We start from the raw sequence: 15,935 nt of genomic DNA on the forward strand, positions 1-15,935 counted from the left end.
TAACACCCCTTCTCGGCGAGGTAGCCGGTGATCGCGGCGACGATGCCGCGGGTCGATTGGCAGGATACGGTCAGCACATGGCTCTTCATCGGTTCCATCTCGCGTTCGGCCGATGCTGGGGCAAGCATCGGCGATCCCCTTCTCATGCGGCCGCACAAGCGGCATGGCGCATATTTCAGGCCGCTCGCGCCAGCGCAAGCCCCTGCAATGACGAGAAGCTACGCCGCCTCTTGCAAGGAATCCCTCCGGTTCGCGACATCCAATGCGTCGAAAATGCCAAGAGGCCGGCCCTCGCCTGTTTGCGACGCGGGGAAAGGCTCCGTCATGAGGGGTTTGACCCGCCGGTTCTTTCAGCAATGCAAGGCCGCCGAAAATCCGTCTGGACACTATTATGGACACATGTTCTATAAAATGGACAGATTCGACAGGAGCCCGCCATGCATCTTTCCATGTGGACCTACCCCTGGGACATCCAGGACCAGGGGCTCGAGGCGTTTGCCGCCGAGCTTTCCGGCCGCGCCGGCCTCAACACGGTGAGCCTTGCGACCTCCTACCACGCCGGCCGCTTCCTTCAGCCGCGCAGCCCGGCGCAAAAGGCCTATTTCCCGGAGGACGGCACGGTCTATTTCCGCCCGGACGAAACGCTCTGGAAGGGCAAGACCATCCGCCCGCTGATGGCGCAAAACGTCGCCGAACGCGGCGATATGCTGGCGGCGCTGACGACGGCGCGCGAGAAAACCGGCCTGAAGGTCTCGTGCTGGACAGTCTGCCTGCACAACAGCCGCCTCGGCATGCTGCACCCGGACCACGTCACCCGAAACGCCTTCGGCAATGCCAACTATTACAATCTCTGCCCGTCGAGCCCCGCCGCACGCGACTATGTCGCCACCCTCGTGCGCGACATCACCACCAATTACAAACCCGACATGCTGGAGCTGGAAAGCCCGAACTTCATGGGCTTCGCGCACGAATATCATCATGAAAAGGACGGCGTCGGCCTCAATGCCGAGGATGATTTCCTGCTGTCGCTCTGCTTCTGCGACCATTGCACCGCACGCGCCGAAAAGGCGGGCGTACCGGTGGAAGGCGCCCGCAGCACGGTCGCCCGCTTCATCGCCGAACTCTGCGAGCGCGCCGTTCCGGAGAAACAATTCCCGGATTTCCCCGAAGCCGGCATCGACGCCTTCCGAGCTCACCCGGAGCTGCACGCCTTCCTCGCCTGGCGCAGCGAGCCGGTGACGAGCCTGATCGGCGAGATCAAGGCGGCCGCAAACCCCGCGACCCGCATCGTGCTGATCGACCTCAAGGACGGCTGGCTCGGCGGCGTCGATCTAGAAGCCGTGGGCAAGCTCTGCGACGGCACGATCCTCTGCTGCTACGACATGACACCCGAGGCCGTCGGCGAGGTCATCCGCACCGGCCGGGCCGCCCTTGGTGCGGATAAATTCCTGGGCCTCGGCCTGCGCGTCTTCTATCCCGAGGTCGGCGAACCGGCGATCCTCGCCGCACGCGCCAAGGCCGCTGTCGACGCGGGCGCCGACGGCGTGAATTTCTACAATTACGGGCTCATCCCGGCCAAACGTCTCGATTGGGTCAAGGAGGCCGTCGACGCGATCAGCCGGTGATCGGCTCGGCGACCTGGATCAGGCAATCGCCGGCTTGGCTGTCGCAATGCAGGCGATGGGAAATGACGATGCCGCCTTCGGCAAAATGCAGCGCCTCTTCAGCCTGCTCCAGCCGTTCGAGATCGTGATACCAGCCGGCAAGATCGCCCGCCGAAACCGCGGCCCCCAGCGCCACCGCCGGCTCGAACCAGCCGCGACGGCTCGCATAGATGCCCTGGCTGTGGCGGGAAAGCGAAAGCAGTTGCAACGCCTGCGGCGCCGGCAATGGAGCCCGCGACAGAACCGGCGCTTCGACAAGGCCGAGAGCAACCAGCAGCCGGTCGAGCGCATCAGCCGTGAAGGCCATCGTCTCCGGCGTCACCGTGCCGCCGCCGCCGAATTCGCCGGAAAGACCGATCGTGCCGGCCCGGCCGGCAGCACCCATCGAGGTCGGCGCCGTCGGCCCGTTATCGGCGATGAAGGCGTGCGAGGCCCCCATGGCCCGCATCAGCGAAACCGAGCGCTCGAAGCGGGCGGCATCCGTCTGCCGCTCGATCAGCGTGCAGGGCAGGTGCGCCATGGACGTGCCGCCCGAATGCAGGTCGAGCACCACGTCATGCGCCGGGAAAAGCGTGTGTTCGAGGAAATGCGCCATCCGTGCCGTCGGCGTGCCGGCCGGATCGCCGGGAAAAGCGCGATTGAGATTGCCGCCATCGAAAGGCGAGCAGCGCTTCGCCGCCATCACCGCCGGCAGGTTGGCCATCGGCAAAATGGTGATCGCACCGCGGATCTTGTCGACATCGAGCAAACGCATCAGCCGCCCGAGCTGGAGTTCGCCCTCATACTCGTCGCCATGGTTGCCCGCCGTCAGCAGCAGGCTCGGCCCTGCGCCGTTCTTCAGGCGCAGGATCGGGATGCGGATCTGATAATAGGGCGAACGGTCGACCGAATAGGGAATGGCGAGATGCCCCGCCTGCCGGCCATCCTGCGCAAAATCGATCGGGTTGACGATGCCGCTGTGCATTTACGTCTCCAGTCAAAGGGCCGCGACGGCGGTCATCTCGACGCGCAGGTCCGGGTCGGCCAGCCGCGCCTCGACACAGGCCCGCGCCGGCGGGTTTTCCGGGTCGATCCAGGCATCATACACGCCGTTCATCGCCTCGAAATCGACGATCGCCGGCAGGAAGACGTTGACCGCGAGCAGCTTCGAGCGATCCGTACCGGCTTCCTTCAGGAGGGCGTCGATCTTACCGAGCACGTCGCCCGTCTGGCCCTCGATGCCGGCCTTGCGGTCTTCCGCAACCTGGCCGGCAATATAGACGAGCCCACCGAAGCTGACGGCCTGGCTCATGCGCGAGCCCTTCTGGTAGCGTTGGATCATGGGGGAATTCCTTTCTGCTTGGGAAGATCAGCCGAAGCTGGTGAGATAGGCCGTCGTGACCGTGTGGTCGGGATCGAGGCCGTAGAGAATGGCGTGCCGGTCGAGGCAGGTGCAGGGATGCGAAATGCCGAATTCGACCACGTCGCCGACACGGACCTCATCGTCGGGAAGCTGGACGAACGCGTGCTGGTCGTTGAGGCGCAGCACCTCCGCACCGGTGAAATCGCCAAGCCGCACCCCCTCGCGATAGAGCGCAAGCGGCCGCGGCAGGCCCTGGTCGATCGCGGCATCGCGAAGCCCCATGCCGCAGATCGCCAGCCCCGGCTCAGGCAGGGACAGGATTTCGGCCCAGACCCGCAGCGCCGGCTGAAAGCCCTGCGCGGCCGAGATCGTTTCCCCGCCGACGCGGAAACCGCCGCGATCATCGAGGCCGGTGAGGCCACGTTCATAGACGCCGTGATCGTGAAAGAAGATCGCCCCGCTGCGCAGCACCAGACGGCAGGCGGGATCGGCCGCGACGGCAGCAGAAAGCCCGGCGACCACCCGGTCAAAAAAGACGGAGCCACCGGCCGTCAGCAGAAGCGGGCGTTCCACGCCAATGCGGGCACGGACCTGCGGCAGGAAGGCCGCCGTCATCGCCATCAGCGCATCGATCCGGCGCAGGGTTTCCGCCGCATCCGCCGTGGCGGCAGCGCCTTCATAGGCGGCGATGCCGCTAAGACCGAAGCGCGCGGTCTCGGCCGTGAGGATCGCGTCGAGGACAACGCCCGCCGCCTCAAGGCTGCGCGCACCAGCACGACCGGCGCCGAGTTCCACCAGCAGCCCGAGCGGCGGCAGGTCCTGCCGTTCCTGCCAGGCCGCCCGCAAGGCTTCAACGAGGGCAACGGAATCGACGAAGATGTGCAGCTCCGCATCGGGATAGCCGGCAAGCAGGGATGCCAGCCGGCGCGCGGCGCCAATGCCGCCGATCTCGTTGGCAAGGATCAGCCGGCGCTGGCCCGCCTTCAGCAGCACGGCAGCCTGGCGGATATCGGCAACCGTCGTGCCCCAAGCGCCGGCGGCGATGAGAGCATCGGAAACACCCACCGACATCGGCGTCTTGGCATGCGGCGCGATCTCGACGGCGTGGTCCTTCACATAGGCCATCATCAGCGTGACGTTTTTCGCAAAAGCCTGCCGGTCGAGCGAGATCAACGGCAGCGCCATCATCCCGTCATAGGGTTTCCACCCTTGCCCGCCGATCGCATCGAGCGGCAAGGGCGCGTGATCCGGCGGAAAACCGCGGATGCGGTCATCGATCAAGGGACCGGTCGTTTGGAGGTCAGACATGCATTTCTCCTCTGACCGCCTCGGCAATTCCGAGGCGGTAGGTGTCGTTGGCGGTCGCGAAGAACAATGCGCGCTGCTCCGCAAGCGAAAGGGAAGCGGCCACCGTCCGGAAGACGTCGTAGACCTCGTCGAAGGAGGCATGCAGCCCGGCGACCGGGAAATCGCTGGCGAACATCGCGCGTGCCGGGCCGAAACAATCGAGGCAATGGTCGATCACCGGGCGCAGGCTTTCGAGCGTCCAATCATTGTCATAGGCCACGAGATCGGAGATTTTCAGCCGCACATTCGCTTCCCGGCCGAGCGCCCGCAGGCCATTGCGCCAAAGCGCCATGCCCTCATCCGTGCGATCGATCGGGCTGCCACAATGGTTGAGCACGAAAGGCGTTTCCGGAAAGGCGCGCACGAGGTCGAGCGCCTCGTCCATCTGCCAGGGAAAAGGCATCAGGTCGAACACGAGGCCGAGGCGGGAGAGATGGGCAAAGCCCGCCCGCCAGGCGGGATCGGCCATGCGGTGGGCGCGCGGTGCAAAGCTTCTTGCCGGGTCCGTATGCCAGCTGACGATATCACGGATGCCGACGACGTTGGGATTTGCCGCTTCGGTCTCCAGCAGGCGTATCGCATCCGGGCCATCGAGGGGAACACGGGCGACGTATCGATGGGCAATGCCGGTGCTGCGGTCGAGGCCATCGAGCCAGCGGCTTTCCTCCATCGGATGTGCATCCGACCAGCCGGCTTCCACATGCACGGTGGCGACGACATTCTGGCGAGCCGCATCGGCGCGGTAATCTTCGATGCCATAATTGCGCAGGATCGGCGCGAGGTCGCCGGTGGCTTCCGCCTTTTCGAGCCACGGATGGCGCTTCAGCGAAAGGTCCCAGAGGTGGTGATGCGGGTCGATCACCGGGCCGTCATAGCGTGCCGTCATCGTCGCGCCTCGCGGCCCGAGATGAGCAGGAGCGCCAGGATCAACGTACCGAACATGATCGACCGCCAGCCGGGCGAGGCGTTGACGACGGTGATGAGCGCCGTCGTTGTGACGAGCAGGATCGCGCCCGGAATGGTGCCGGCATAGGTGCCGCGCCCACCGAGGATGGAGGTGCCGCCGAGCACGACGGCGGCAATCGACGTCAGCAGATAGGGATCGCCGATGCCGACATAGCCTTGGCGATTCATGCCGAGCACGAGAATGCCGGCAAGCCCTGCAAAGAAGCCGGACAAAGCATAGAGGATCAGCGTGTTGCGCGTGACGCTGACGCCGGAAAGCCGGGCGGCCAGCGGATTGGCCCCGAGCGCCAGGAAACGCGCACCGATCGGCATGCGGTGGATGAGCAGCAGCACGACGGCCGAGACCACCAGCCACAGGATGACACCGGCCGGGATGCCGAGCGGCCGGGCTTGACCGAGCAGGATAACGGCCGGATTGCTGACAGTGACGGCGCTGCCGCCGGCGACGATGACGAGCAGGCCCTGAAGGAACGTCGCCATGGCGAGCGTCATGATGATCGGCGGCACGCGGAGATAGGCCGCACCCGCGCCGTTGAGGAAGCCGATGCCGGTGGCAATCGACAGCGCCAGCACGATGCCGACGAGGCCCGTCGGATCCCAGGCGGGCGAGATCAGCGGCAGCAGGATCGCCGTGACGGTGATAACGGCGCCCACCGAGAGATCGATGCCGCCCATCAGGATGACGAGCGTCTGCCCGGCGGCCGCGATACCGATGACGGCGGCAAGCTCCAGCAGGTAGCGCAGATGGCCATAGGCGCCGAAACCGCGCAGCGTCAAGCTTGCAACGAGCCAGACGAGCGCCACCAGCAGGAAGGTCAGCAGCGGCGGATTGCGGAACAGGGATTTCACGGCGTTCATCGCGTCGCCCTCCCCTTTGCAAGAAGCTCCGGCACCGCGACGGCGCCGACGATGATCAGGCCCTGCGCGATATATTGCGCGACAGGCGGGAAGCCGAGGAAGAACATCACGTTGATCATCACCGAGAGCAGCAGGCTGCCGCAGATCGCGCCGCGCATCGTGCCCTTGCCGCCGAGAAAGCCGACGCCACCGAGTACGGCCGCGGCAATGGAATTCAGCGTGAAGGGCGTGCCGATGACCGGATCGCCCGACCCCGTCTGCGCCGCCACGAAGAGGCCGGCAAGGGCCGCCAGAAGGCCGGACAGGGCGAAGGCGACGATCTTCACCCGCTCGACCGGCACGCCGGAACGAAACGCGCCAATCGGGTTATCGCCGGCCGCGTATATGCCGAGGCCGAGCGGTGTCGCGAGAAACGCCTTCCAGGCGAGCACGATGACGACGAGCAGCAGGAAGGCGACGGGCGTGTGGCCGGCAAGCGTGGTCGACAGCCAATCCGGAATGAAGCCGCCGGGACGCGGCAGCAGGATGAGCGCGACGCCGGTGATGATGAAGGAACCGGCGAGCGTGACGATGATCGCCGGCAGCCGGAGATGGGCGACGATGGCGCCGGTAACAGCGCCGATCACGAGACCCGCGAAAGCGACGGCGAGAATGCCGCCGGGCACGCCGAGCGCAGTTCCCATCGTGGTTGCGGCGATCACCGCGCCGAGACTGACCAGTGGCCCGATCGCCAGCGTGATGCCGCCGTTCAGCATGAGCAACGCCTGCGCCATGGTGACGAGCGCCAGCGGGAACCAGTTCTGCGTGAACTTGGAAAAGCCGCCGACCGAAAGAATGCCCGGGAAGAGCACCGCATAGAGAATGAGGAAAGCGGCGACGACCAGATAGAGGCCGCCGAGGCTGCGATTGCGCCGGCGCTGGATGGCGCCGTAGAGCCAACCGGAGGATGAAACAGCGCTCATGCGGCGGCTCCCTGCGTGTTGATGCCCATGGCCGCGCCGACGATCGCCTCTTCGCTGATCGCGTCACCCGAAAGGCTTGCGGCAACGCGGCCTTCGCGCAGCACCACGACGCGGTCGCAGAGATGCACGAGCTCCGGCGTATCGGAACTGGCAAGGATGACGAGCCGGCCTTCGGCGGCGAAGGCGCGCAGCATCAGGTAGATTTCCCGCTTGGTCTCGATGTCGACGCCGCGCGTCGGGTCGTTGAGCAGCAGGACGGACGGATCGAGCGGCAGCCATTTGGCGAGCGCCACCTTCTGCTGGTTGCCGCCGGAAAGCGCCTGTACCGGGCGGGCGACATCGCCCTTGATGCTCAGCCGGCTCGCGAGATCGGCGATCAGCCCACTTTCCGCCGACCCGTCGCGAAAACCGTTGCGGGCAAGCCGGCCGAGCGAAGGGAGGATGAGGTTGGAAGCGATGGAATGGGGCAGCACCAGCCCCTCATGCTTGCGGTCGGCCGGCACATAGACGATGCCCGAAGCATTCGCCTCGCCGACATGAGCGGGCAGCGCGGCTTTGCCGGACACTTCGGCCTTGGAAGCCTTGGCGGGAATGGCGCCGTAGAGACCGAGCAGCAGGTCTTCCTGCCCCTGCCCGACAAGCCCGCCAATGCCGACGATCTCGCCGGCGCGGGCGGAAAAGCCGATATCCCGCACCAGGCCCGCCGAAAAATTCTCCACGCTTATGCGCGTCGCACCAGGATTGGCGGCCGGGCGTGGCGGGAAGAGGCCGCCGGTCTCGCGGCCGACCATCAGGCGCACCAGCCCCTCGCCGTCGATGCCGGCGAGCGACTGGTCGGCGGTGACGCCGCCATCCTTCAGCACCGTGACATGGGAGCAGAGCGCCTGCACCTCGTTGAGGCGGTGGGAAATATAGAGAAGGGCCGTGCCGCGATCGCGCAACGTCCCGATCAGCCGGGCGAGAATGCCGGCCTCGTGGGCGGAGAGCGAGGAGGTCGGCTCGTCGAGGATGAGCACGCGGGGTTTGCGGAACAGCGCCTTGGCGATCTCCACCATCTGGCGGCGGCCGAGCGCCAGGTCCGCCACCGGCATGTCGAGCGGCTCGGTGAGGCCCACCATGTCGCAGACCTCCCGCACGCCGCGGTGAAGCGCCCGGTAATTGATGAGGCCGAACCGGCGCGGGAAGGCGCCAAGGCCGATATTTTCGGCGATCGACAGGTCCGCCGTCAGGCTCAGCTCCTGCTGCACCACGGCGATGCCGGCCGCGCGCGCGCCGGCCGGGCTGAAGCGCCCGACCGGCTTGCCATCGACGGAAATCGTGCCGCTATCCGGTTGGAGGGCGCCGGAAAGCAGGTTGATCAGCGTGGATTTTCCGGCACCGTTCTCGCCCAGCAGGGCATGCACCCTGCCGGGATGAAGGGCGATATCGACGCCCTTCAGAACGGGATTGCCAAAAAATCCCTTGAACACCTGCCGGGCTTCCAGCAGGGGTTTTTGCTCCGTCATCACGGCATCCTTCACGCGAATTACTCTACCCGATTGATTATTGGGCCAGCAGCTTGTCGAACAGCGCCTTGTCGTAATCCGAGTAGATATAACCGTCGGCCGGGAAATCGGCTGCGCGGGCGAGGTAGCCGTCGATCGTGCTGTCATCGATAACCGGTAGCGGAACCTTGATGAAGGCGGGCACGTCCTTGCCTTCCAGCGCCTGCACAGCGGTATAGACCGAGAGCGCGCCAAGCCAGTTCGGCTGCATGGTCGCCCAGCCTTTCAGGCCCTTTTCCTTCCAGAGTTCCAGGAACTGGCGGGCGTTCTCGCCGCTCGTCGGCACCTGTTCGCGGCCCTGGCGATCGAAAGCCATGACGGAGCCGGCCGAAAGCGCGCCGCCGAGCGACAGCACGCCGTCGATTTCCGGATTGGCAAACAGCAGGCTGGTCATTGCTTCCTGCGCGGGGGCGACGTTGTATTCCGTGTTCGTCTCGGTGATGACTTCCAGGCCCGGATTGGCATCGAGCACCGGCTGCGCGCCCTTGCGGCGATCGTCGCTGACGGAAATGCCGGCGGGGCCGTTCATGATGATGATCTTGCCCTTGCCGCCGAGCTGCTCGACCATCCATTTGGCGGCGGTGGCGCCCCATTCGTTGGAATCGGTGTTGATCTTCGCCGTCACCTTGTCCGTGTTGACGAGGCTGTCGAAGTTCACGACGGCGATGCCCTTGTCGCAGGCATCCGAAATCACGCGGTCGAGCGCGTTGGAAGAGCCGGCGATGACCACGATGGCATCGACATTGGCGTCGATCATCGACTGGATATGCTGGATCTGCGTCTGCGCATTGCCCTGCGCGTCCGTGATCATCAGGTCCTTCACGAGGCCGGCCTTCTTCAGTTCCTCCACTTCGGCCGAAATCGTGCCTTCCGTCTGCTTCATCCAGGTCGGCACAGAGTAGATGTTCGCCCAGCCGACCGTATAGGGCGCTTTGCGGTCACCCTTGACGCAATTGGCGGCGGCGGACGCGGTGCCGGCGGAAAACACAAGGAGCGCCGTGGCGGCGGCAGCGCCCGCGAGGAGGCGGCGGCTGTTCTCAAGATTGTTCATTGTCGATCCCCTTTTTTGTGCGGCAGCAGGAACGGGCTTGCCATCCGTCTATGTCCAATATACCGTACATATGATCTAAATACTGGACGACGCGATCTTATGCCGTTTTTTCCGCCTCGCAAGAGGGGTCTGGAAATTTCGCGCTGCGGGACCGCAGCAGTGCGGATTGACAGACGTCACGGGCGGCGTGAGAAGCGTGGACGGCACGAAAAGGCAGGGACCGACGGGAATGGATGCAGTTCTGGATGAAGCAGCCGGCAAGCGCGCCCGCGGTCTCGACCGCGCCTTCGAGATCCTCGATTTCCTGCGCCAGAAGCGCCAGGCGCTGAAGCCGAACGAGATCGCCGCGCAGATCGGCGCACCGCGCTCATCGGTCTACGAGCTTGTGAACCTGCTGCTGCGCAACGGCATTCTCGAATTCACCGGCGGCGAGGGCCGCGTTTATCTCGGGCGAAAACTCTATTTCCTGGGTGCGGCCTACGAGAACCACTTCGACTTCACCCGCGAATGCGAGGCGGTGCTCGAGCGGCTGGCCGACGAGACGCGCGAGACGGCGCAGTTCTGCATGCTGGACGGCAACAAATACACGGTGGTGCGCATGCGCGAGGGCGCCCGGCCGTTCCGCATCTCGACGGATATCGGCCAGTCCGTGCCGATCCCGTGGACGGCGTCGGGCCGCCTGCTCGTCGCGCATCGGACGGATGAGGACATCCTCAATTTCATCCCGCCGCAGGATTTCCGCCTGCCAAGCGGCGAATGGCTTGATCCCCAGCACTTCCTCGCCGAAGTGCGCCAAGCCGAGCGCGAAGGCTTTTTCACCTTCAACAGCATCGTCGACAGCTTTACCCACTGTTTCGCCGTGCCTGTGATGGATGAGGAGGGCCACGCAGCCGCAACGCTCTGCCTCGTCACGCCGCGTGACGACGGGCTGGCCAACCGCGACCGCTATCTCGCCCGCCTGAAGGAGGCAGCAGCCAGCCTCAACCACGCGCCGACACGCCCGAAGAGGGGTTGAGGCTCAAGTCTCGGATTGGCTGGATAGCCAGCTATCGATTCCAAAAGCCGCGGCGCGTCCGGTGGCAAAACAGGCCGTGAGCAGGTAACCGCCAGTCGGCGCCTCCCAGTCGAGCATCTCGCCCGCGACGAAGACGCCCGGCAGCGCCTTCAGCATATAGGTCACGTCGATCGCATCGAAGCGGATACCACCGGCCGACGAAATCGCTTCGGCAATCGGCCGTGGCCGCACGAGGCGGATCGGCAGGGCCTTGATCGCGGCTGCCAGCGCCTCCGGCGTCATGGCGGAAACATCGGGGAAACATTCGCGCAGCAGTGCCGCCTTGACGCCGTCGAGCCCTGACCCCTTGCGCAGCCGGCTGGAAAAACTCGCCTTATTGCCTTGGCGTGCAAGATCACCGGCAAGGCGCTCGACGGTCCGTCCCGGCGCCAGATCGAGCATGAGCGTCGCCGTCCCGCTCTGCTCCAGCGCATCGCGCAAGGCGGCAGCATGGGCATAGATCAGGCTGCCCTCCACGCCCATGTTCGACACGACGAACTCGCCGGGAACGGTGCCCGCCGCCGAATGGGCCGTGACACCCTTGACCGGCGCCCCGGCAAATCTTTCGACGAAAAACGCCGACCAATCCACGTCGAAACCGCAATTGGCGGGACGCAAGGGCGCGATCGCGACGCCCCTGTCCGCAAGCGTATCGACCCAGGCGGCGTTTGACCCAAGCCGCGGCCAGCTCGCCCCGCCGAGCGCCAAGAGCACCGCATCGAATTCCATCGTCGTCATGCCTTCCGGCGTCTCGACCAGAAGCCCCTCCGGCGAAAAACCGCGCCAGCGGTGACGCACGCGGATATCGACGCCCTGCTGTTCCAGCCGCGCCCGCCAAGCGCGCAGCAGCGGCGACGCCTTCATGACGATCGGAAACACCCGGCCGGACGTGCCGACGAAGGTCTCCGTGCCGAGCCCGAGCGCCCAGGCCCGCAAATCCTCCGGCGTGAAAGCACCGAGCGCCGCGCGCAGATACTCGTTCGCCGCGCCAAAACGGGTGACAAAGCGCGCATAGGCTTCCGAATGGGTGAGGTTGAGGCCCGACTTGCCGGCCAGCAAAAATTTGCGCCCGATCGTCGGCATGGCCTCCAGCACCGTCACCGCGTAGCCGCGCGCCGACAGCATTTCTGCCGCCATCAGCCCGGCCGGCCCGCCGCCGACGATCCCGATGCGCCGCTTGTCCATTCCATGTCCCGTCTTGAAAACCCTGGCCGTCCTCATAAATCGTCTGCGGCGGCTCCGCCAGCCGTGTATGGTCGCTGAGAGACGTGAAGGAGACGGACATGGACATCAAGCGCAACGGCACCAGCCCCTCGACGCCCGGCCCGGCGGATTATTTCACCGGCAAGGTGCGCCTCGACACGCCCTTCAAGGCGGAAGCCCCTGGACGCGCCGGCGGCGCGATCGTCACCTTCGAGCCGGGAGCGCGCACCGCCTGGCACACGCATCCGCTCGGCCAGATGGTCATCGTCACCGCCGGCCTCGGCTGGGCGCAGCGCGAGGGCGGGCCGATCGAGGAAATCCGTCCCGGCGACGTCGTCTGGTTCCCGCCCGGCGAAAAACACTGGCACGGCGCCAGCGACAGGACCGCGATGACCCATGTCGCCATCGCCGAATCGGAAAACGGTTCGCCGGTGACCTGGCTGGAACAGGTGACGGACGAGCAATACCGCGGCACGGCCTGACGGTCAGGGCGCCACGTATTTCCGCGTGAAGGGCACGCCGTTGAACGTGTGCGTGCAGCAGGCACAGCGCGGCTCCATATGCTCGACGCGCAAATCCGGATCGACCAGCAGCAGCCGGTTTTCGGCATCGACGAAGAGCCCGCTGTAATAGGAACTCTCGCCGATCCGCACGAAGGACTTTTTCTCCGCCTCCGAGCGCGCCACCATCCAGGAAATCGGCTCCACTTTGTCGAGCCGCGCCACTGCCTCGGCATGCACACCATCCCACTCCTCACCGACGCGGGAAAGCAGGAATTTGAAGAGCGGCGTATAGTCGAGCCCGTGGCGCTGCCCGCTGCGCATGGCGCCCTCATGCACGCGATTCTCTCGCTGCATTCGCGCTTCCGGTCAGGCTGCCCGCCCGGATTCATAGCGCAAATGGCCGCAAGCGTCAGCCCGGAACGCCCGGTGCCTCATGGCCGGTCTGGGCGACATATTCGACGTAGCCGCCCGGATATTGATGCACGTCGTCACCGTTCAATTCGAGCACACGGTTCGACAAGGCGCCGAGGAAATGGCGGTCGTGCGAAACGAAGAGCATGGTGCCCTCGTACTCCCCCAGCGCCTTGATCAGAATTTCCTTGGTGTCGAGATCGAGATGGTTCGTCGGCTCGTCGAGGATCAAGAAGTTCGGCGGATCGAACAGCATCGCCGCCATCACCAGCCGCGCCTTCTCGCCGCCGGAGAGCACCCGGCACCGCTTTTCGACATCATCGCCGGAAAAGCCGAAGCAGCCGGCCAGCGTGCGCAGCGGCCCCTGCCCCGCGCGCGGAAACTCGTTCTCCAGCCACTCGAACACCGTCATCTCGCCGTCGAGCAGATCCATCGCATGCTGTGCAAAATAGCCGACCTTGACACTGGCACCAATCGTCACACTGCCCTCGTCCGGCGTCGCGGCCCCTGCGACGAGCTTCAGCAACGTCGACTTGCCCGCACCATTGACGCCCATCACGCACCAGCGCTCGCGGCGACGGATGAGGAAACTGAAATCCTGATAGATCGAACGGCTGCCATAGGCCTTGTGCACGTTCTTGAGGTTGACCACGTCCTCGCCCGAGCGCGGCGCCGGCTGGAATTCGAACATCACCGTCTGGCGGCGGCGCGGCGGCTCGACACGCTCGATCTTGTCGAGCTTCTTCACCCGGCTCTGCACCTGCGCCGCATGCGAGGCGCGCGCCTTGAAGCGCTCGATGAACTTGATCTCCTTGGCGAGCATCGCCTGCTGGCGCTCGAACTGCGCCTGCTGCTGCTTCTCGTTCTGCGCGCGCTGCTGCTCGTAGAAACCGTAGTCGCCCGAATAGGTCGTCAGCGACCCGGCATCGATCTCGATGATTTTCGTGACGATGCGATTCATGAACTCGCGGTCGTGCGAGGTCATCAAGAGCGCGCCGTCATACCCTTTCAAAAACTGCTCCAGCCAGATCAGGCTTTCGAGATCGAGATGGTTGCTCGGCTCGTCGAGCAGCATCACATCCGGCCGCATCAGGAGAATGCGGGCGAGCGCCACGCGCATCTTCCAGCCGCCGGAAAGCTTGCCGACGTCGCCGTCCATCATCTCCTCGCTGAAGCTCAGCCCCGCCAGAACCTCGCGCGCCCGGCTCTCCAGCCCATAGCCGTCGAGCTCCTCATAACGCGCCTGCACCTCGCCGTAGCGCTCGATGATCGTATCCATCTCGTCGAGCCGGTCCGGATCGACCATCGCCGCTTCAAGTTCGTGCAGCTCCGCCGAGACCGTGCTCACCGGCCCCGCCCCGTCCATCACTTCGGTAACGGCGCTCCGCCCCGCCATCTCGCCGACATCCTGGCTGAAATAACCAATGGAAACATTCTTCTCGACCGAAACCTGCCCCTCATCCGGAGCTTCCTGCGCGGTGATCATCCGGAACAGCGTCGTCTTGCCAGCCCCGTTCGGCCCCACAAGCCCGATCTTCTCCCCCCGGTTCAGCGCGGCGGAGGCCTCGATGAACAGGATGCGGTGGCTGTTGGACTTGCTGATATTCTCGATGCGTATCATGAAAAAACGGGCCTCGTCGTGTCCCGCGCCCTATGCCATGACGCAGTGCACAAAGTCCATGCGGCAAGCCGGCAAATTCATGCAGTGATGGCGGGAAGATATGGCGGACATAGATGTAGCAACATCGAACGCCATTTTCCTAACCCTCGAAGAATGGAACACCCTTCTAAAGCCTGAGAATCTCCAGCATTCCCGCGACTTGCGGCCGCCTCCCCCTGGACCGAAACGCCGGGGGCCGTCGCCATGAGTACAGGGAAAGCAGTCGAAGGCGTCAAAAGCGAGTTCGGACGGGCAACGGCCAAAGGAAAGCGCGCCCGCTCCTCGAAAGCGGCGCGGTCCTTCACCTTCCGCTTGAGCGACGAGGAACGGGCGTCGCTGTCCCGTGAGGCCGGAAAACTGTCTCTGGCCGCGCATATTCGGCGGACGCTGTTGGGTGAAGCCGTTTCGCCAAGACGCGGCGGAAAGCCCTCGCGCAGGCAGCGTAGCCCGGCGGTGAATCAGATCGAAGTCGCGAAAGTGCTGGCTATGCTTGGCCGCTCGGAACTATCCCGGCGGCTCGATGAGCTAGCGGTAGCGGCGGTCATGGGAGCGCTGCCTGTCGGTCCTGAATTGGTTCAGGAGCTTCATGCGGTGTGCGCCCATATCCGCGCCATGCGCGCCGCGCTGATGGATGCCCTCAACATTCAAAGGGGATTCGAGGATGATACTGGTCGGTAATCAACGCGGTGGGGCCAAGGAGCTTGCCTTGCATCTGCTCAAGGACGAAAACGACCATGTGGAAATCCACGAGCTTCGCGGCTTCGTTGCGCGCGACCTGCGCGGCGCGTTCAACGAAGCCTATACGGTCAGCCGGGGAACACGATGCAAGCAGTATCTGTTTTCACTGTCGCTCAATCCGCCCGCGATGGCGAATGTACGGACGGAGGATTTCGAGGCGGCGATTGCCCGCATCGAAACCGAGCTGGGCCTAACGGGCCAGCCCCGTGCTATTGTCTTTCACGAAAAGGGCGCGCGCGGCAGACACGCGCATTGCGTCTGGTCCCGTATCCGGGCGGACGATATGAAAGCCGTGCAGCTTTCATTCACGCACAAGAAGCTGATGCGGATCGCGCGGGAACTCTATATCGAACACCGCTGGAAAATGCCGCGCGGGCTGGCGCAAAGCACCGCCAGCGACCCACGCAATTTCACGCTGGCGCAATGGCAGCAGGCGAAGCGCAGCAGCCAGGACCCCCGCGCCATCAAAACAGCCATTCAGGATGCCTGGGCGATTTCCGAGACGAAAGATGCATTGAGGCAGGCCTCGGAGGAACGCGCTGACCTGAGACCCATCGTCCCTCCAATTTTCAGGAGAGTCTTGGGTTTTCAATCTGACCTTATGCGGCCTGTTTTTCCATAGCCATTTTCAT

16 protein-coding genes are annotated in these 15,935 nt (G+C 64.9%); 5 read left to right on the forward strand and 11 right to left on the reverse strand.

All coding sequences use genetic code 11. From position 1 onward, the window contains the following. The first annotated feature begins 437 nt into the window (after positions 1-437). Complete coding sequence (locus tag J2Y63_RS34450; RefSeq protein WP_435269695.1) at positions 438-1,625, forward strand: hypothetical protein; 1,188 nt, start codon at positions 438-440, stop codon at positions 1,623-1,625. Here the strand turns inward: J2Y63_RS34450 and J2Y63_RS34455 are convergent. From J2Y63_RS34455 to J2Y63_RS34490, 8 genes are read right to left on the reverse strand one after another with little or no spacing between them, the layout of a single operon-like run. Continuing rightward, positions 1,615-2,628: a succinylglutamate desuccinylase/aspartoacylase family protein gene (locus J2Y63_RS34455; protein ID WP_435269696.1), complete on the reverse strand. Its 1,014-nt coding sequence runs from the start codon at positions 2,626-2,628 to the stop codon at positions 1,615-1,617. The two genes, J2Y63_RS34450 and J2Y63_RS34455, sit on opposite strands and share 11 nt — an antisense overlap. A gap of 12 nt (positions 2,629-2,640) precedes the next feature. Next, positions 2,641-2,985: a RidA family protein gene (locus J2Y63_RS34460; RefSeq protein ID WP_256120517.1), complete on the reverse strand. Its 345-nt coding sequence runs from the start codon at positions 2,983-2,985 to the stop codon at positions 2,641-2,643. A 27-nt stretch (positions 2,986-3,012) separates the two neighbouring features. Beyond that, positions 3,013-4,314: an alanine racemase gene (locus tag J2Y63_RS34465; RefSeq protein ID WP_435269697.1), complete on the reverse strand. Its 1,302-nt coding sequence runs from the start codon at positions 4,312-4,314 to the stop codon at positions 3,013-3,015. Then, positions 4,307-5,239 (reverse strand): amidohydrolase family protein, encoded by a 933-nt coding sequence (locus J2Y63_RS34470; RefSeq protein ID WP_435269698.1) that lies wholly within the window; start codon positions 5,237-5,239, stop codon positions 4,307-4,309. Before J2Y63_RS34470 ends, J2Y63_RS34465 begins: the two co-directional genes overlap by 8 nt. Next, on the reverse strand, positions 5,236-6,177 hold the full coding sequence (locus J2Y63_RS34475) for an ABC transporter permease (protein WP_435269699.1): 942 nt from the start codon (positions 6,175-6,177) through the stop codon (positions 5,236-5,238). The genes J2Y63_RS34470 and J2Y63_RS34475 overlap by 4 nt, the downstream gene beginning before the upstream one ends. Beyond that, the gene (locus J2Y63_RS34480; RefSeq protein ID WP_435269700.1) at positions 6,174-7,139 is read right to left on the reverse strand and encodes an ABC transporter permease; all 966 of its coding nucleotides are present in this window, start codon (positions 7,137-7,139) and stop codon (positions 6,174-6,176) included. The genes J2Y63_RS34475 and J2Y63_RS34480 overlap by 4 nt, the downstream gene beginning before the upstream one ends. Then, positions 7,136-8,644: a sugar ABC transporter ATP-binding protein gene (locus tag J2Y63_RS34485; protein WP_435269701.1), complete on the reverse strand. Its 1,509-nt coding sequence runs from the start codon at positions 8,642-8,644 to the stop codon at positions 7,136-7,138. Before J2Y63_RS34485 ends, J2Y63_RS34480 begins: the two co-directional genes overlap by 4 nt. A gap of 37 nt (positions 8,645-8,681) precedes the next feature. Beyond that, positions 8,682-9,734, reverse strand: a complete 1,053-nt coding sequence (locus tag J2Y63_RS34490) for an ABC transporter substrate-binding protein (protein ID WP_435269702.1) — start codon at positions 9,732-9,734, stop codon at positions 8,682-8,684. 229 nt (positions 9,735-9,963) lie between these two features. Here J2Y63_RS34490 and J2Y63_RS34495 point away from each other — a divergent pair, with 229 nt between their 5' ends. Further along, the gene (locus J2Y63_RS34495) at positions 9,964-10,749 is read left to right on the forward strand and encodes an IclR family transcriptional regulator (RefSeq protein WP_435269703.1); all 786 of its coding nucleotides are present in this window, start codon (positions 9,964-9,966) and stop codon (positions 10,747-10,749) included. A 3-nt stretch (positions 10,750-10,752) separates the two neighbouring features. Here the strand turns inward: J2Y63_RS34495 and J2Y63_RS34500 are convergent, their stop codons facing one another. Further along, the gene (locus J2Y63_RS34500; RefSeq protein WP_435269704.1) at positions 10,753-11,973 is read right to left on the reverse strand and encodes a TIGR03862 family flavoprotein; all 1,221 of its coding nucleotides are present in this window, start codon (positions 11,971-11,973) and stop codon (positions 10,753-10,755) included. A 98-nt stretch (positions 11,974-12,071) separates the two neighbouring features. Here J2Y63_RS34500 and J2Y63_RS34505 point away from each other — a divergent pair, with 98 nt between their 5' ends. After that, positions 12,072-12,473 (forward strand): (R)-mandelonitrile lyase, encoded by a 402-nt coding sequence (locus tag J2Y63_RS34505; protein ID WP_435269705.1) that lies wholly within the window; start codon positions 12,072-12,074, stop codon positions 12,471-12,473. A 3-nt stretch (positions 12,474-12,476) separates the two neighbouring features. Here J2Y63_RS34505 and J2Y63_RS34510 read toward each other — a convergent pair whose 3' ends face one another. Continuing rightward, entirely contained in the window at positions 12,477-12,848 is a 372-nt protein-coding gene (locus J2Y63_RS34510) for a hypothetical protein (protein ID WP_435269706.1), read from the reverse strand. 55 nt (positions 12,849-12,903) lie between these two features. Further along, the gene (locus tag J2Y63_RS34515) at positions 12,904-14,526 is read right to left on the reverse strand and encodes an ABC-F family ATP-binding cassette domain-containing protein (protein ID WP_435269707.1); all 1,623 of its coding nucleotides are present in this window, start codon (positions 14,524-14,526) and stop codon (positions 12,904-12,906) included. Positions 14,527-14,769: 243 nt separating this feature from the next. Here J2Y63_RS34515 and J2Y63_RS34520 point away from each other — a divergent pair, with 243 nt between their 5' ends. Together J2Y63_RS34520 and J2Y63_RS34525 are read left to right on the forward strand one after the other, a co-directional pair. After that, the gene (locus tag J2Y63_RS34520; RefSeq protein ID WP_435269708.1) at positions 14,770-15,243 is read left to right on the forward strand and encodes a hypothetical protein; all 474 of its coding nucleotides are present in this window, start codon (positions 14,770-14,772) and stop codon (positions 15,241-15,243) included. Beyond that, complete coding sequence (locus J2Y63_RS34525; protein WP_435269709.1) at positions 15,227-15,925, forward strand: relaxase/mobilization nuclease domain-containing protein; 699 nt, start codon at positions 15,227-15,229, stop codon at positions 15,923-15,925. The genes J2Y63_RS34520 and J2Y63_RS34525 overlap by 17 nt, the downstream gene beginning before the upstream one ends. Positions 15,926-15,935: the final 10 nt, after the last annotated feature.

The sequence above is a fragment of the Shinella sp. BE166 genome (genome assembly GCF_051201095.1).
Lineage (GTDB): Bacteria > Pseudomonadota > Alphaproteobacteria > Rhizobiales > Rhizobiaceae > Shinella > Shinella lacus.

Coding starts and splice junctions, on each gene's coding strand:
- J2Y63_RS34450 (WP_435269695.1), top strand. CDS start 438: ATGCATCTTTCCATGTGGACCTACCCCTGGGACATCCAGGACCAGGGG.
- J2Y63_RS34455 (WP_435269696.1), bottom strand. CDS start 2,628: ATGCACAGCGGCATCGTCAACCCGATCGATTTTGCGCAGGATGGCCGG.
- J2Y63_RS34460 (WP_256120517.1), bottom strand. CDS start 2,985: ATGATCCAACGCTACCAGAAGGGCTCGCGCATGAGCCAGGCCGTCAGC.
- J2Y63_RS34465 (WP_435269697.1), bottom strand. CDS start 4,314: ATGTCTGACCTCCAAACGACCGGTCCCTTGATCGATGACCGCATCCGC.
- J2Y63_RS34470 (WP_435269698.1), bottom strand. CDS start 5,239: ATGACGGCACGCTATGACGGCCCGGTGATCGACCCGCATCACCACCTC.
- J2Y63_RS34475 (WP_435269699.1), bottom strand. CDS start 6,177: ATGAACGCCGTGAAATCCCTGTTCCGCAATCCGCCGCTGCTGACCTTC.
- J2Y63_RS34480 (WP_435269700.1), bottom strand. CDS start 7,139: ATGAGCGCTGTTTCATCCTCCGGTTGGCTCTACGGCGCCATCCAGCGC.
- J2Y63_RS34485 (WP_435269701.1), bottom strand. CDS start 8,644: ATGACGGAGCAAAAACCCCTGCTGGAAGCCCGGCAGGTGTTCAAGGGA.
- J2Y63_RS34490 (WP_435269702.1), bottom strand. CDS start 9,734: ATGAACAATCTTGAGAACAGCCGCCGCCTCCTCGCGGGCGCTGCCGCC.
- J2Y63_RS34495 (WP_435269703.1), top strand. CDS start 9,964: ATGGATGCAGTTCTGGATGAAGCAGCCGGCAAGCGCGCCCGCGGTCTC.
- J2Y63_RS34500 (WP_435269704.1), bottom strand. CDS start 11,973: ATGGACAAGCGGCGCATCGGGATCGTCGGCGGCGGGCCGGCCGGGCTG.
- J2Y63_RS34505 (WP_435269705.1), top strand. CDS start 12,072: ATGGACATCAAGCGCAACGGCACCAGCCCCTCGACGCCCGGCCCGGCG.
- J2Y63_RS34510 (WP_435269706.1), bottom strand. CDS start 12,848: ATGCAGCGAGAGAATCGCGTGCATGAGGGCGCCATGCGCAGCGGGCAG.
- J2Y63_RS34515 (WP_435269707.1), bottom strand. CDS start 14,526: ATGATACGCATCGAGAATATCAGCAAGTCCAACAGCCACCGCATCCTG.
- J2Y63_RS34520 (WP_435269708.1), top strand. CDS start 14,770: ATGAGTACAGGGAAAGCAGTCGAAGGCGTCAAAAGCGAGTTCGGACGG.
- J2Y63_RS34525 (WP_435269709.1), top strand. CDS start 15,227: ATGATACTGGTCGGTAATCAACGCGGTGGGGCCAAGGAGCTTGCCTTG.